Origin of the sequence: Photorhabdus tasmaniensis, from assembly GCF_011189505.1 — a bacterium.
Classification (GTDB): domain Bacteria; phylum Pseudomonadota; class Gammaproteobacteria; order Enterobacterales; family Enterobacteriaceae; genus Photorhabdus; species Photorhabdus tasmaniensis.
The window spans coordinates 40003-55708 of the sequence record NZ_PUJU01000021.1 but is presented as its reverse complement, the minus strand read 5'-3'; the positions used below and the strand labels follow the sequence as shown (position 1 = coordinate 55708).

The 15706-nt window shown below is 41.9% G+C and carries 12 protein-coding genes; 5 read left to right on the top strand and 7 right to left on the bottom strand.

Features of this window, described 5'->3' with window-relative positions; translation table 11 throughout:
* Positions 1-2 precede the first annotated feature (2 nt).
* From C5471_RS11790 to C5471_RS11775, 4 genes are all read left to right on the top strand, one after another.
* Positions 3-734, top strand: coding sequence for a hypothetical protein (locus C5471_RS11790; RefSeq protein WP_133813422.1), 732 nt, complete (start codon positions 3-5; stop codon positions 732-734).
* A gap of 20 nt (positions 735-754) precedes the next feature.
* Entirely contained in the window at positions 755-1489 is a 735-nt protein-coding gene (locus C5471_RS11785) for a hypothetical protein (protein WP_133813423.1), read from the top strand.
* A gap of 133 nt (positions 1490-1622) precedes the next feature.
* A complete protein-coding gene (locus C5471_RS11780; RefSeq protein WP_133813424.1) occupies positions 1623-3602 on the top strand; it encodes a type VI secretion system Vgr family protein in 1980 nt (659 codons plus the stop codon).
* A complete protein-coding gene (locus C5471_RS11775) occupies positions 3599-4384 on the top strand; it encodes a DUF4123 domain-containing protein (RefSeq protein ID WP_133813425.1) in 786 nt (261 codons plus the stop codon). The genes C5471_RS11780 and C5471_RS11775 overlap by 4 nt, the downstream gene beginning before the upstream one ends.
* Positions 4385-5398: 1014 nt before the next feature.
* Here C5471_RS11775 and cas6e read toward each other — a convergent pair.
* The 7 genes from cas6e to C5471_RS24340 form a co-directional block, all read right to left on the bottom strand.
* Positions 5399-6073: a type I-E CRISPR-associated protein Cas6/Cse3/CasE gene (gene cas6e / locus C5471_RS11770; RefSeq protein WP_133813426.1), complete on the bottom strand. Its 675-nt coding sequence runs from the start codon at positions 6071-6073 to the stop codon at positions 5399-5401.
* Positions 6060-6806 carry a type I-E CRISPR-associated protein Cas5/CasD gene (cas5e, locus tag C5471_RS11765; RefSeq protein ID WP_133813427.1) on the bottom strand — a complete coding sequence of 249 codons (747 nt, stop codon included), beginning with the start codon at positions 6804-6806 and terminating at the stop codon, positions 6060-6062. Before cas5e ends, cas6e begins: the two co-directional genes overlap by 14 nt.
* Before the next feature lie 10 nt (positions 6807-6816).
* On the bottom strand, positions 6817-7851 hold the full coding sequence (cas7e, locus tag C5471_RS11760; protein ID WP_133813428.1) for a type I-E CRISPR-associated protein Cas7/Cse4/CasC: 1035 nt from the start codon (positions 7849-7851) through the stop codon (positions 6817-6819).
* A 20-nt stretch (positions 7852-7871) separates the two neighbouring features.
* The gene (casB, locus tag C5471_RS11755; RefSeq protein WP_133813429.1) at positions 7872-8453 is read right to left on the bottom strand and encodes a type I-E CRISPR-associated protein Cse2/CasB; all 582 of its coding nucleotides are present in this window, start codon (positions 8451-8453) and stop codon (positions 7872-7874) included.
* Positions 8453-10057 (bottom strand): type I-E CRISPR-associated protein Cse1/CasA, encoded by a 1605-nt coding sequence (gene casA, locus C5471_RS11750; protein WP_133813430.1) that lies wholly within the window; start codon positions 10055-10057, stop codon positions 8453-8455. The genes casB and casA overlap by 1 nt, the downstream gene beginning before the upstream one ends.
* Before the next feature lie 14 nt (positions 10058-10071).
* Positions 10072-12789: a CRISPR-associated helicase Cas3' gene (cas3, locus tag C5471_RS11745; RefSeq protein WP_133813431.1), complete on the bottom strand. Its 2718-nt coding sequence runs from the start codon at positions 12787-12789 to the stop codon at positions 10072-10074.
* An 807-nt stretch (positions 12790-13596) separates the two neighbouring features.
* Positions 13597-13794: a hypothetical protein gene (locus C5471_RS24340; protein ID WP_479687636.1), complete on the bottom strand. Its 198-nt coding sequence runs from the start codon at positions 13792-13794 to the stop codon at positions 13597-13599.
* A 113-nt stretch (positions 13795-13907) separates the two neighbouring features.
* Here C5471_RS24340 and C5471_RS11735 point away from each other — a divergent pair, with 113 nt between their 5' ends.
* Positions 13908-15221, top strand: coding sequence for a TonB-dependent receptor domain-containing protein (locus C5471_RS11735; RefSeq protein WP_133813432.1), 1314 nt, complete (start codon positions 13908-13910; stop codon positions 15219-15221).
* Positions 15222-15706: the final 485 nt, after the last annotated feature.

Sequence of the window (15706 nt, the reverse complement as noted above, 5' to 3'; positions counted from 1 at the left end):
TCATGATAAATATAAAAAAATACTTACTGGTATTGTTAGTTATATTAACCTCAGGATGTGCTGACTCAAATGAACCACTTTCACCTCCAAAAGATAATCAGTGGATCACAGTAGAAGGGGTGGTGCCGAAATACACAAAACCGTATGTGTCCGCTGTGTACAAATCAGAAAAATGTATTAAATATCAATTTCATGCTGACATGTCACCTTATAAAGTGCCGACCTATCACGGATTGCATCCAGATGTAAAAACCGATCCTCAAACAGGTTATTTTCAGACAAAGTTGCCTTTCGATGGTGGAGGGTGGTGTAAATGGAAAATTGACCGGGCTTTTGTATCGGTGAGTTATATTGATGTCAGTCATTTGATGAAAGATGTTGTTAATGAGGGAGGAAAAGGAACAGGTTTAACTGCGTTTATCAATGATGCAAAACAAAACTATGGTACTGAGATTAATGCATTGAATATAATAGATTTCAGACCTGTTATTTACCCTATTCTGGAAATGGTTGAGGGACTTCCTAAACGCCTATTCTTACGGGGTGAAGTAGGTACACGTTTCTTTCGATTGAAATTATCTCCTGGAGCTGAATGGAAAATCACTTTTAAGCCTAATCTAGATGAAACCAAAATTCCGAAGGTCACTGTGACCAAACAAGGAGAATGGGTTGAATATCCCAATGGACACATTGAAACCAATACCCAAGAAGTCGATTACCGATATATAAAGTAATCTCATCAGGAAAACTGACCATGATAAATATCAAACAATGTTTATTGGTTTTGTTAATTACATTAATCTCAGGCTGCGCTAACCCAAATGAGCCGCTTTCTCCCCCCAAAGAGAATCAGTGGATCACGGTAGAAGGAGTTGCACCAAAATACACAAAACCGAATGTGTCTGCTGTGTATATCTCAAAAGATTGTCTAAAATATCAATGGTATGCTGACATGTCCCTTTATAAGGTGCCGACTTATCACGGATTACGTCTGAGTGTGAAGGCCGATCCACAAACGGGTTACTTTCAGGCGAAATTACCTTTCAATGGCGGAGGCTGGTGTAAATGGAAAATTGACCGGGCCTTTGTATCGGTGGGTTATACCGATGTTAGTCATCTGATGAAAGACGTTGTTATATATGAAGGAGGTGGAGGAACGGGTTTAACCGCTTTTATCAACGATGCAGAGCGAACAAATCTTAGCGAAACGGCAGCATCGAATACCATTAATTACAGTCCCATTATTTACCCTGTTTTGAAGATGGTTGAGAAACATCCGAACAGAATATTCTTACAGGGTGAAGTGAGAATGCGCCCCTTTCGATTAACGTTGGTTCCGGGAAAGGAATGGAAAATCACCTTTAAGCCTAAATTGGATGAAACCAAAATACCGAAAATCACCGTGACTAGAGAAAAAGAATGGGTTGAGTATCCCAACGGGCATATTGAAACTCAGACCCAAGAAGTCGATTACCGATATATAAAGTAATCTCATCAGGAAAACTGACCATGATAAATATCAAACAATGTTTATTGGTTTTGTTAATCACATTAATCTCAGGTTGTGCTAACCAAAATGAGCCGATTTACCTAAACACCAACACCAGAAATAAGAGGTCCCTATGAACGATGGATTACATTTTCTCTGTCAGATTACCGATTTGCCGGAGAAAACATTTGCGGTAGCTGAATTCTCTTTACAGGAAGAATTATCCGAACTGTTTACTCTCTCTTTAGTCCTGGTCAGTAAACGGGCCGATATTGATCTGGAGTCACTGTTATTACAATCGGTGAAATTTCGGGTAGTTTTTAACGGCGTTGAACAACGTCAGGTCAGCGGCATTATCGCCCAGGCGGTACTGGGTGACACCCATACTCACCGCACAATTTATCACCTCACCGTCCGGCCTGCGCTCTGGCGGATGACCCTGAATCAGGACAGCCGGATTTATCATCGGCAAAGCGTGCCGGAAATCCTAAAAAGCTTGCTGAAAAAACACTTTATTCTGGCCGATTCCCAACTCAATGAGTTTCATTACACACGCGAATATGTGACGCAAAAACGCGAGTCCGATTATGACTTTTTCGCCCGGTTAGTCGCCGAAGAAGGACTGAATTTCTGGTTTGAAGACGACAAACTGTTTTTCAGTGACTGCCATTTAGGCATGACGGCCAATTTACCGCTGGTTTACAATCCTCAGGGACAAGTCGCCACTGAAATGAATGTGGTTAATCAAGTGCGTCTGGGGGTCTCCATGACCCCGCAACGGGTGATCTATAAAGACCGAAATCCGCAAAACCCCGCTTACCGCCTGACACACCGGGCCAATGTCGATCCTCGTGTTGAGGGGCAAGAAACCCTGTTCGCGATCTTTGAAAGCTACGGCCGTTTTCAGAAAGACGCGGAGGCGAAACCGTTTGTCCAGCGCCGTCAGCAAGCAGTCCAGAATCAACAACAGGCGGGCAGCGGGCAAAGCAACTGTTTTAAACTGATGCCCGGTAAAATCTTTGATCTCAGTGAACATCCGGTTGATACCATGAACACCCGCTGGCAAATCGTGACCATTCATCATTACGGCAAGTGCCCGCAGGCGCTGGAAGAAACCCGTGGCGGATCAGGAAGTTATCTGCATAATGAATTCAGTTTTATTTCCGGTTATAAGGACTGGCGAGCGCTATATCGCTACAAACCACTGGCAGATGGTGATGAAGTGGCTACCGTGGCGGGCCCGGCAGGGGAAGAGATTTATGTCAATGAAGACGGCTGTATCCGCATCCATTTTCACTGGGATCGTTATGATAAGGCCGATGAAAACGCGTCTTGTTGGGTACGGTTCGCACAGGGTTGGAATGGCAGCGGTTACGGTTTTATGGCGGTTCCCCGTATCGGTCAGGAAGTTATCGTCTCCTATCTGAACGGCGATATTGATCGGCCGATTGTCACCGGCTGCACCTACAACGGCTTAAACCGGCCGCCGCTGAATTTACCCGCCGAAAAAACCCGTACTACCTTTAAAACCCGGACTCACAAAGGGGAAGGCTTTAACGAATTGCGGTTTGAGGATGCCAAAGACCAGGAAGAGATTTACCTGCACGGGCAGAGAGATCTGACCGCCCATATTCAGCATGATGCTTACTGGCATATTAAACACGACCATAAACAGCGGATCGACAATAACCGTTACAGTGAAATCCGCGCTGATGACCACCGGAAAATCGCCGGTTCCGGTAAATACAGTACCGATGGGGATGTATCGCACCGTATCACCGGCAGTCAGCATTTACAGGCCGGGGAAGCATTGGTCGCTGAAAGCGGTCAGGAAACGCACCTGAAAAGCGGCGGTAAAATCGTACTGGAAGCGGCGTCAGAAATCACCTTAAAAGTCGGCAGCCATTTTATTCGGTTAACTCCTGGCGGTATTCTGACTTCCCCAAATTTATCCGTCGGGCAAGGCTCTGCCGGTGCCGGGCGAGGCTTGTCTCTGCAATTGCCAGAGGGTGTTGCGCCTCTGCCGGGTGTTAAATTTCCAGCCAAACCGCTTTGTGCTGTGCAGGCTCAACTGGAAGCTAGTTTGATTATCGATAATCAGGAGGATGCATGAACATTTCTATTAATTGGCAACAGTGGCTGACAGCGCCTAATAGGCCACCCGTTTTCTTTATACTCAATTCACTGGCAAAGCCGGATCCTGTCACTCTCTTTTACAAAAACGACTGGGTAGAACAGGCTTTTCCGCTATACAGCGGGACACCGATGGATCACCTGCTGGCACAAAGCCCCTGGCTGGTTCAGCCTAAGTCAAGCTATCTGTCAGTCATCGGTCATCTGCTTGATAGCAAAACCCTGAGCGATAACAGTTGGGGCTGGGCTTACCGCAGTGAGGATTTATGGACCCAACAGCTTAATCACTGGCGTTCGCGCCAGCAGGTGATATTGCAGGAGAGGCAAGTGATTTTGCGCAGTATGGATGCGCGTGTTCTCAGTCAGTTATTACCGGTAATGATAATTAGCGATTGGTCAGGATTTCTGACACCAGTGAGTGAATTAATGATTGATACCCCTGAACCCCAGATTTATTCCCGCCCTGAGAATTGCGGTCAAGGTGGGAATGAGCGGCCTTTCGTCCTCGGTAGTCATTTATCGCATGCCTGGCATCATTCCGATTATGCCCTGAGAGGGAAGGTATTTGTGATCAGTAGTGATTTATGGGAAAACCACGGTAAGCTGGCAATAAAGCTGGATAAGCCACGAGGGAAATTACAGGAACAGATTACTCATTGGCTGAAAACACATTTAGAAAACGGCGATAACATCAGCAACCTGACCAGTGAGGATTATTTGCAGGTACTCAATGAACAACATACAGCCACTCTATCCCCGTAAGCACAGGGAATACTTCATATTGATTATCTGTATCTTTTCTATTATCGGTTTATCCCCGTCAGTACGGGGAACCGTTTCACTCTGTTACTACCACAAAACCTGAATCTGGTTAATCCCCGTAGACACGGGGAATTCTGGTACTATTGCGGGAATTTTCCTCCCCGATGACGGTCCATCCCCTCAAGTTACGGGGAACACAGTTACAACAGACGAAGAGGGTTCTGTATTTAGCGGTTTATCCCCAATGAACAGGGAACATGTATGTTTCCGCTAACTCAATCGCTAACTGTTCGGTTTATCCCAGTAATACAGGGAACCTTTTTCCAAGCCAGAGATACAACAATATCAGTTCGGTTCATTCCCGTACACAGGGAAAATTTTTTTAACTGTTTTTAACATGTTGAAACAATTTATCCCCGCAGAGACAGGGAACATAGGTAAAGCTAATCATCAGTGCCATTCTTATACGGGTTATCCCCGATGGTACAGGGAACTCATTCCTGGCTTTATGCTATTAGGAGCACTGCTAGGTTCATCCCCGTAATTACAGGGAACTTTTAGTAAATTTACTAAAGCATCACTCATGACGCGGTTTATCCCCGTCAATATAGGGAACATGTAAATTCGTTCATTAATAAGATTTATAGAGTTTGGTTCATCCCCGTAGACACAAGGAACATTCACCAACACGGTCTCTTATTGGTTAATTATAGCGTTTTATCCCATAAAGCAAAGGAAGTATATTCTTCCTGGTGCAAATGTATACCAAAATCCGGGTTTATCCCCACAGATGTGAGGAACACAGTAATTATTTTATCAGTACTTTTAGAGTAGCGACTGCACCCAACGCGATAGGATATCGCAGCATGAAGACATTAGTTAGTCATCTCGCCTTTTACTCTGCTAACTCGAACTCCTAATAACATAAATGAACCATCTTCAACAATCAAAATACCCTTAAGGCGACTGTATTACGATCCTTAACAGAAATAAATTTAAATTAAGTCAATGCCATTATACTGTTCTGATTAACATCAATCCGCACCCCATAGCCTTAGAACGACCAAAACCTTTTGTATATTGTGCCAAGAATAAATCACCATTGGTAATCGTCAGAAGTCCCTGGAAATCGACACTGGAGAATTGGATTTTTTGTCCCTTCCTTTTTACGCTTCGATGCTGAGTATAACCTTCAATATTCAGTAAATCATCAAACTGAATACCCCATTGCTGCATACGACGATTATCCAAGAGCCAATTACGGGCAGCATCCTCCATCATGGTCTTTATTTTTCCCTGTTCAGTTTCACCTTGCCGTCTTGCCTGAAACTTGGCATGCATTAAGACATCATGACGCCGGCGTTTTCCAGAAGGATCGGTAACACAGATTGTTGGATTAACTCGTAATTTGAAAGCTAAACGCTGTCCCTCATACAATAGAGGGTAAAATGATTTCGTTTCAACATCAAATAACGGTGACTGCGTTTGAGGTGATGTTTTAGATAAAGCATAGAATACAGGTAATCCCATTATTCCGATTTCTTGCCGGAATAGAAATTGACGCTGTACGTCTTCAGAAAATAATTTCCATAGCAATTGATGAGAGGTATAAACTCCATTTGCACCAAGTTTCGCCAATATATTTGCTGTCTGTCCTGATTGCCGAAGTGTAATTTTAGACAAATACATTAACATCCTCCCCGATAGAAAGTTGATACATGGTACGTTGCCTGAATTGCCAACGACCCCGGTTGATTGGCTCATCCCAAGGATGGCTTATTAAGATATTTGAAGCGATAATTTCATCTTTTTTTCCTTCCCAAAAGTAAGTAACAAGACCATTTGCTCCCAGCCATAACTTATCTTCCTTGTCAGAATGAATCAGTGGTGGAAAAGAGATATCCAACGCCGATTTTAATGTCGATCTCTCTGTTAATTTAGGGCAGAGAGGTAAAGCTGGTGGACAAGATTTACGTCCAAGATGCAAGACAAATACCGGTTTAAGTAAAGCATCCCGTAATTGTTCCAGCGTAAAAGCAGTTCGCTGGGTTAATGCAATGGCAACGATCCAAATACCATCACAGCGATAGTCACGATTAGATAATATGGTATTCAGTTTATCTGAACTTAATTCACTTTTACGGCTCTGGTGAATCACATTACTCTCGTGCGTTGGTACCTGCGTCGTATGGTAATCACGCATTAAAGAACTGGGAACAATTTGTTTAATTGCAATCAACACACTTTTTTGTAATTTTGCTAGTTCAGATTCATTATCTCGTCGAATGCCTAACGCGGCCCCTAATAATCCCAAAATCGCAGATCGGCCAGGATATGATCCAGTTGGCCTTTCCCCGCCAACCGCAGGTTGGCCCCAACTTGCCATCGGGCCATATAATCGAAAGACTAAATATGCTTTCATTTTGCCCCCATTACTGCGTAATAAACTCAAGCAGCTCTGTCAAACTTCCTTCCCCTGTGAATGTGTTGAATTTATAGCGGGCATCGGCACACGCACCGTAAACCTGATCAATATTGTGCATTTGGCTTTCTAATGCATGAATTGCCGATGGGCCTTGGTCACTGTTATGAATTGGTTTTAAAAATGCGACAGATAAAGAACGTGGTTGTTGTTCCCCTGTTTCAGCGAGAGCAAAACTGGCATAAGCACGAGAAGCAAAACTACTTTGTTTACCCGTCGGTGAGACTTTCACCGCCGCTTCTGTCAATGCTTTAATCGCTTTATTAGCAAGCGCTTTATTACCATCCAAATTCTCTATTAATTGCGTTTTATTAATGCAGATATAGCTGTAGAACAACGCTGCCGCAAAACCCGATTCTCCTATATGGGCCGAACCGGTGTCTTCCTTACCATCATTTAAATCATCCACCGCCGTAAAATAATCATCTTCAACGACAACACTGTGCACACTAATCGCATGAGCAACCTGGCAAGCGGCTTCGACGTTAAATGCAGGGCTTGAAGCTAACATTCGACCAAACAACGCAATATCTACAGCGGTTTGTTCAGCTTTTAACAAATTAAGCTCTTCCGATGTTGGTGCCCGGTCTTCTTCTGCCAGCACCGCGACCAGCGACATGACAGACCGCTGCTCTGCCGGGCTGATATGTGCCAATTGTTCAGTCTCTAACGCATCTTTTTTAGTTTTGCCAAAAACACCGGCAATATTTGCCGCCAATGCCTTAGCTGATTTTTCTTTCACGCCGGCACTGATCAAAGCTTCAAATACCTTGATACCAAAGCGCTTTGTGCGAATACCAATATTCTCTGATAACGCTTGTTCAAATAATTCAGAAGTACGCCAGTGGCGTTTCAAACTTTGAGAACTCACACGTAAACGTTCAAACCCCCCCATTTTCGCTGTTTTAGGCCGGCCTAAATCATCACGATTAAGATTGGATGGTGCATAGGAGGTTAATAGGTGTAACTGAATAAACTGGCTCATAGTCATTCTCCTAAATTTAATTAATAAGAATCTGATAAATCAACCCATTTACTACTGGCAGCACAGTAATAATCCATCACCCACTTTACATTGATACGCTTATCTGCTTTACACGGTCGTAATTGCCCATATTCAGCAAACCACTCCTCAATATCCTGAGCTAAAGCCAGTACAGAAACATTGCCTTTTACTTGCTGTAGGATCCGACGTAATCGATGTAATAACTCGTTCGGTGTTTTCGCATTTTGTAATTGTGAAAAGCGCAATTCACTGACAATCGGTTTATTCCCCCCTCCTTTCTTACCCGCCGCTACTGCCAATTTAATACTATTGTTGTTTCTGACATAAACTAATACCGCTGCCATCGTGGCCCAATATTCTATTTTTACCGGATTATCAGATAAGCTAATTTCGTCAGGTAAACTGAGCCATAAAGCCCGAAAACCTTCAGTTAACATCGCCATCTCAACATTTTCACAGCGCTTTAACTGGGCTTTATAAAGAGGAGGATATGGAACAATATCTTTCTCTTTTAACTGTTTTGGTGACAGAGACATACTTTGCCACCAACGCAATAATATAATTTCAGTTTTACTGTCCATTACACCTCCTCTTTGCCAGAATTAATGTGATTATTGGTAATAAATGTTTTGATCTCTCTTAAAGCTTTTTGCCCATATAACCCCATGATTAAGTGCTGACGTGCTCTTATACGTTTCGCCATTGAACGCTCATTACTAAGTTCAAATAAAGCGGCATGTTCATCAAATAAATCCAGACAGAGATGACGCAAGGTATTGAGCCAATGTTTGGCCTGTTCCGGGGTAAGAAAAGGATCATTCGAACGTGCATTGTCGATAAGTTGATGAACCACTGAAAAAAATAATGATTCACTTTGTTGCCAAAAAGCAAGGTCAATAAAAGAAGTGTCTCCTTTCACCTCTGCGGGCTTTTCAAACCAAGCCGCTTTTATTTGGTTTCGGCATAACCAAATTATCGTGGTTGCCAGCTTTTGTAGATCTTTAACTTGACACAGAATATCTTCCTGCTGTTCAGGTAAGACAAAAAACAGCGGCATGATAACGGAATACCAGCAACGTGCTTTCATATTATCCATATCGTAGCCAAACACCCACAAATAAGGCATGGCACTTTGAAGTTCAGCAAAATCACGACATAAAGAATAAAAATGGCCCACTACCGGCGCACAGCGTTGCCCTTTTTCATGATTGCTAAATACCAAAGTATCCCACGTTTTGTAGGTCACGCCTCCGGGCTGACCTTTAACAGATAAATGTTCTGCTGATTTTTTGGGGTCCCATTTATAGGGCGTTAATGGATGAAACCAATCACCTGAATAATTGCCACCATAATTCTGTGTGCGATATTCAGAAACAGTTAATGCAGAATGCTTGCCTAAAATTTTACAAATTTGTTCCTTCTCTTCCACCACAAGACGTATACGTCTTGGCATTGCCCAATACATATGCAAAGGATGAACATCTGAAAAATAAATTTCTGTCCCCTCCTTAACACTTGCTTTTGTTGGCGCTAACCAGGGAAAAACCTGAGCACTGGTTAAATCAGGTTCTGAATAATGCCATTGATTTCGGTTAATGACGTTTAACCACAGTTTTTGCCATAGTGTCGCGTCAGCCTGGCCCGGCAGCACTAATGTGGTTAGTGGCCCTCCCCCCCGCAACCCGACCCGATGCCCCACACCACCTGATGGCGCGTTAATTTGTAAGGTAAAAAGCGCCAAAGCGGCCATTTCAAGAGACATCACATCACCAATGCCTCGTTTAATGAAATGATCCGTATTCAGCCTTAAACCATTGGCTCCTGGTGCTTCAATTAACAGTCCAGCGACAGTGGTTGATTTTACCTTTTGCAGAGGATCAAAATCCTGCATAAAAAGGGGCCCTGTACCGGTAATATTGAAAGCATGTTCAGCTTTAGCAAAAGCTTGTTGTAATGTTTTCTTATCAGGCGATGTTTCATACAGGGAATGCCATTGATATTGATCTTCCGGCGCAAAAACCGTTTGCAATAAGCCAATAGCAAATTGACAAGCCGCTCCCTGAAAATCAGCTCTTGGTAAAGCAAAGTCCATAACATCATGGTCACATATCGCATTAATGGACAGTACTTTTTCACTACCATCACGTAATCGGAAAGGCAACCACGGGTCCTGAACTAAGTTCATAACACCTCCTGCTTTTATTTTTCACAAAAGCCCATTGTTGAAGAATAAGTAAAGTTTGGGTCCTGTTCTGGCAACCAAGGTTGCAAGTATCTAATTTGGTGATATCTCTGTTGTAATGCATTGAGAGCGGGAATTAATTTCCTTGGAATTGGCGCTAATTTATCCGCATACTTATTTTTAGATAATGTAACTGTACTCAATGACACTGAAAATTCAGCGGAATTTACCCAGGGTACAAGTTGTCCTGAATCAGTCTTTTTCAGTAATAACACCTCAACGGTTTCAATATCACTGTAGCGGGTATGAATATCGGCATCATCTTCATACCAATTATCAGCACTTCGATCACAATAACCATATAATTGCCACTGCAACCAATAAGATTTCGCTTTGGCTTCCTGACTTCTTTCCTCACCAATTAATACATTTTCCTGGCGCTTTAACTTTTCAGGCGCTTGCTCATAAGCATGACCATAAACCGCATCAATTAACTCACGGGTTTCCGCAGGCATACGTATTGCACCCAGCGTTCTCAACACACGCATGCTTAACCACAAACGTGCAGGCGAGCGATAAACATATTGTGTGCTGCGGAAATTATGGCTTAACCAATCTGATTCGGGCTGTTCCTTCCACTCAGGCGCGAGGATAAAGAGTATTGGCGCAGGACGTGAATCTTTAATTCCATGTTGATAAACGCCATCACTATCACGAGTATGGCGTTGTAAACGCCCTGCTCGCTGAATCAGATCATCAATAGGACAAATATCTGAAATCATCACATCGGCATCAGCATCCAAACTTTGCTGGAATACTTGTGTAGCAATTAACGCTTTACCGCGGCGTATCTCACTATGGCTATTTTTACCAAAAATAGTCATTACATGATTTTCAATTTCTTTCCGGTGTTGCAATACAAACCGGCTATGAAATAACAGACAACGTTCAGGTTCAGTGAGCAAGCTTCGCAATGTCTGATAAGCTTCAATAGCATCGTCTACTGTATTTCGGATCCAAACAACACATTGCCCTTGTACAATCGCAGACAATACTTTTTCAACACAACAGACAAAGCTATTTAAGAAATCAACCTTGACTTCCCGGTTAACATCTTTTCGACTTGATAACGGTTGTTCAATAACGGGTGATATGGCATTCAAGCTTATTTTTGTCGCTAAAGGAAAATCCGTTTTTTGCAATAGTTGTGAGCTCAATCCACCGGCGTTCAACCAAATATCGGTTAAACGTTGACGCTGTTTCAGGGTCAGTGTCGCTGTCAGCAAAATAGCCGAACCCCCTTGGTAAAGATGCAGAGCTAATAAATTTTCCAATAAATTAAACATAAATTCATCAGCGGCATAAACTTCATCAACGATTAATACCTTACGATTAAGCCCAAATAATCTCAGTGCCTGATAACGCCTGGGTAATACAGCCAATAAAGCCTGATCAATAGCGCCTATTCCAACAGGTGCTAACAATGCTTTCTTGCGTGGATCCGCTAGCCATTGATTGCACTGCGCTGAAGTGGTGATATCTGTTTCACCATAATTTCTGTCTGAATGACCTAACGCCAGAATGGCTTCACGAAATTGATCATTTATCTCTCGTGCACCATGAGCCAAAATAATACCTGGTTTACTGCCATCGTCTGTTGATAGCATTTGCTGATAATGTTCAGCAATCCGGTTAAACATGGCATTGGACGACGCCATATCAGGCAAACCAAAATAAAAACCATCGGCTGCTTTTATTTGCATTAAACGATGTGTCAGCGCTAATGCCGCCTCTGTTTTTCCTGCACCGGTAACATCTTCTAAAATAAAGAGTTGAGGAGAATCATCTACAGGTATTGATTCAGCCCACTGCTGCAATGGCGTCGCCGCAAAACCGTAGTAGTCCTGAATAGAAATAAATGGCTTTACTACCGGCGCTTTGCCTAAATCTGTCGCCATCACCGCTTTTTTTGCCACGGTTTTAGCACGTTGCCAATAATCTGTTAATGGCATAGGTTCAGATTGATATACAAAATAGTGACTATCAGAACCAATCCAATCCGCCAATATCGCAATACCAGCAAACTGCCAGCTCACTTGCTCTAATCGCCGTCGCCATTCTTTGGATTGTAATTTTTCAATAGGAAACTCAGGTTGGAGTAAGTCCATTAAATGATGAACAAAGAGTGTGGCGGCATCGAGATTATGAGGTTCGGTAAAATATTCGATAGCTTTATAGTCTGTTTTATCTATTGGCTGACCATGATGTCCTAATACACAGTCCATCAGCACCATTAAGGTATCGAAAATCTCTTGCTGTTCTCTCCGTTTAATATCCTCAATATTAATCAGCTTTTCAAGCAACTTCGGTTTGATATTTTCCCAAAAATACAGCCCCATACGGTCATGACAAAAATAACTTCCATCATAGCCTTTGCAGCAATAAGGTCGATACAGACCGGCTGACTGACCAGGAAATAATTTTTGAAAAGCAGATGCGAATTTACCAATATCGTGCAACGCCAGTACAAAAGAGACAATACTTTGTAACTGCTTTGTCGATAACGCTAAAAAATTAGTGAGATCTTTAGTCAGCGATCTTTCTAAAGAAAGTAACTGTATGCCGACAGCCGCGACATCCAAGCAATGATAAGGAAGTAGATGATAATCTATACTCTCAGCTTCTGATGTTCGCTTCGCCTTACCCCAGTATTGAAAATAAATTGGTATTTCCATTTAAAATCCTTACTTAAACATTTTTTTTGCCTGCTTTTAGAACATAATGCGAAAATTTAGATCAAAAAAATACTACTTTCTGTTTTTTTAGGATAATCCTGTATAAATATGCCCTACTTAAACAGATAAACTTCCGGTTTATCTGTTTAAGCACAAACCAGCATTAAAGCGACATCGTATTGCAAGGAACAACTTGATAACGTGACCAATCTTATCCATCTTTTTGATAAATAAGTTAAAAATGTGTGCCGTTTCATCAAGGATTCATTGATGCCAGCAACCCTGCATATAATGTCTGACCAAGTTGAGATGAAAATACTGATGGGTGTTTAGCGATGTCAATACAATCATATGAGAATTGTATTCAGTCTTTAGCGGTACAAGCTGAAATCCTGATGCGATAACATAGTGAAAGGATTAATTTACTAACAAAAATAACTTAATATAATGATTAATATAGATATTTTTACAGATGAACGACTAATTTAATTAAGTTAACGAAAAGATTATCTGTGTTTTCCCTTCCATTCTTCAAATTGTGAAGGCCGGAGACCATACCTTGCCAGAACACCTTCATGTAATCGTCGTAACTCCTCAATAACCAATGCCTTATAACGTGTCACGTTCAGATGGACTTAATTGATTGGAAATTAATTTATCTATAACCTCAATTGAATCCATTTCCAGAGTCACAATAACCTGATAAACAATTTGTTTGACGGTATTTCGATATTGCAATCTTAATGGGTCTGGTTCTGCTATTTCTTGCCTAAGAGCCAAATATTCTTGGGTAGAACGCTCGTAAGCTCATAGGTAGAGATCTCGTCGCAATTCAACTCTGGTCATTTCATAAATACCGAGCATTGCACGGCTATATGTCTCTTCTGATACATCCAGAAAGGTCAACGGGCATAGGTTTGAACGGAGCAACGGCAAATTAGCAGCCAAGCGGGAAGTTCGTTTATTTATATCTGCAAAAGGTTGTAAATATGGCAAGTGAACCATTATAAAAAACGATTGCTCAAACGGATCTGAAATAACTTGTGTTTTCGCAAGCAACGAATCCAAAACCTCACTAATATGAACCTCTCCCGATAATGGTCTGAAAGCACTTGGACATGGCAAACTTGAGCCAAACTTTCATGATCTTGGATCAGGGTCCACTGACACGGCTCAACATGAACAGGCACAGCCTCAATTATAAATGGGAGCCGGCATCGAATCCTTGGATTAATTTGGACATAGGCGTGTGGCAAACACGGGTTAACGATCGTCCCCGAACTTCGAATAATACCCTCGGTGATAAAAAATTCATGCGTACAGTAGGGATAAATCTGAGTAACACCTCATTATTTGAGCTTTCAATGCAAGATATTGAACTGAACTACGGTGCCAGTTTTATCCGTGAACGCACTGGCCCAAGCAAAGGAAAATGGGAGTATGCCGTTAATCGGGAAGGAGAGCGTAAGGAAGGCCATCTTTTCCTGAACGGCAGCTATATGCTTGCCGAACGCTTTACCTTAATGGGTGGATGGGATTACAAATCCTATCAGGTAGAAGATTATAGCCCATCCCATCTAGGTAACGCCTGGTTACCACAACTGACCTCAGGAAAGGTAAACAACAAACAAGATCATGCCCACGGTTATTGGGTAGGCACTAAGCTTGAACTTAATAATACAACCGCACTACATGCCAAATATGCCTATGCACCACGCTTTCCATCAATGGTTGAAGGTATTCGTGGTTATCTGATGAGTGTTGATGACCATATAAAACCTGAAATTTCAAAAAATATAGAATTAGGGCTGACATCACGCTTCCTGGATGTGATTGCCGACAATGACAGTTTCGATATCAAAATATCCTACTTTGATAACCGGGTAAAAGACTATATCAATCGGTCATGGATGGATGATTATTGGAGTATGTACATCAGCAATATTAAAGCCGCGAAATTCGCAGGATTGGAATTGGCGAGTGTTTACCACAGTGATCATTTTGATGCTCGTTTATCTATGAATTACTACACGAAAGTCAGATTCTGTACTGAAAATGAAGGCTGTGTCGCACGCAGTCTCCCTTCAGATTACGCCACTAATCATATTCCTCCTAAATATGCTGTATCACTCGATCTGACACGAAAATTCTTTGATGACAAAATGTCCATCAATGCAAGAGTTTCACATTATGGTCAAAGATCTGTACCCGCAGCAAAACCGGGGCAAGGTTCCGCTCTCCTGCTGTCACCCATTATTTGGCGACCCGCTACAGTGGCAGATGTCTCCCTGACCGCAAGGGCGAATAAACATGTCGAGTTTGAGTTTGGTGTGGATAATGTCTTCGACAAATATTATATCCAGCCTCTCAGCTTGGGTTATATTCCTTCGCCGGGAAGGACATTCCGTGCCGGGATCACGACTTACTTTTAAATCAATTAATTAAACTAAAGGCATATCACTGAGCTGATATGCCTTTTTTTGACAGCACGCCATTTATCCCCGTGAACACAGGGAACGCTTTTTGATTCTGTCTTTAATACATAAAAGATAAGGTTCATTCCCGAAAATACGGAAAACACACACAAAGTGGTTAATTTATTTTTAAGTATTTTAATAGAATAAAGGTTTTACTCAGTTTTTAAAGGACTAAATAGTAATAAATTTGAAAATCAAAACCAAACTTACAAATTAATGCTAGATTCTACCTATATAAGTTTATGGAATGCACAAGCAATTGGTTTATTTAAGTTGTTATGATTTAATTACTAGTAAACATAGTTTCAAATAAACTCACTAAATCATTCCGTTGCGCCATTAACAATTTACTGTACCTGACGGGTTTTATTTCTAATAAAAATAGGGTAACCATGGTATAAATATATTTTTAATAGAAATACAGGGTGATTTTTAAATAA

Bases quoted from the DNA above. Each gene is read 5' to 3' on its own strand.
- C5471_RS11790 (WP_133813422.1), top strand. From the start codon at position 3: ATGATAAATATAAAAAAATACTTACTGGTATTGTTAGTTATATTAACC.
- C5471_RS11785 (WP_133813423.1), top strand. From the start codon at position 755: ATGATAAATATCAAACAATGTTTATTGGTTTTGTTAATTACATTAATC.
- C5471_RS11780 (WP_133813424.1), top strand. From the start codon at position 1,623: ATGAACGATGGATTACATTTTCTCTGTCAGATTACCGATTTGCCGGAG.
- C5471_RS11775 (WP_133813425.1), top strand. From the start codon at position 3,599: ATGAACATTTCTATTAATTGGCAACAGTGGCTGACAGCGCCTAATAGG.
- cas6e (WP_133813426.1), bottom strand. From the start codon at position 6,073: ATGTATTTGTCTAAAATTACACTTCGGCAATCAGGACAGACAGCAAAT.
- cas5e (WP_133813427.1), bottom strand. From the start codon at position 6,806: ATGAAAGCATATTTAGTCTTTCGATTATATGGCCCGATGGCAAGTTGG.
- cas7e (WP_133813428.1), bottom strand. From the start codon at position 7,851: ATGAGCCAGTTTATTCAGTTACACCTATTAACCTCCTATGCACCATCC.
- casB (WP_133813429.1), bottom strand. From the start codon at position 8,453: ATGGACAGTAAAACTGAAATTATATTATTGCGTTGGTGGCAAAGTATG.
- casA (WP_133813430.1), bottom strand. From the start codon at position 10,057: ATGAACTTAGTTCAGGACCCGTGGTTGCCTTTCCGATTACGTGATGGT.
- cas3 (WP_133813431.1), bottom strand. From the start codon at position 12,789: ATGGAAATACCAATTTATTTTCAATACTGGGGTAAGGCGAAGCGAACA.
- C5471_RS24340 (WP_479687636.1), bottom strand. From the start codon at position 13,794: ATGGTTCACTTGCCATATTTACAACCTTTTGCAGATATAAATAAACGA.
- C5471_RS11735 (WP_133813432.1), top strand. From the start codon at position 13,908: ATGGCAAACTTGAGCCAAACTTTCATGATCTTGGATCAGGGTCCACTG.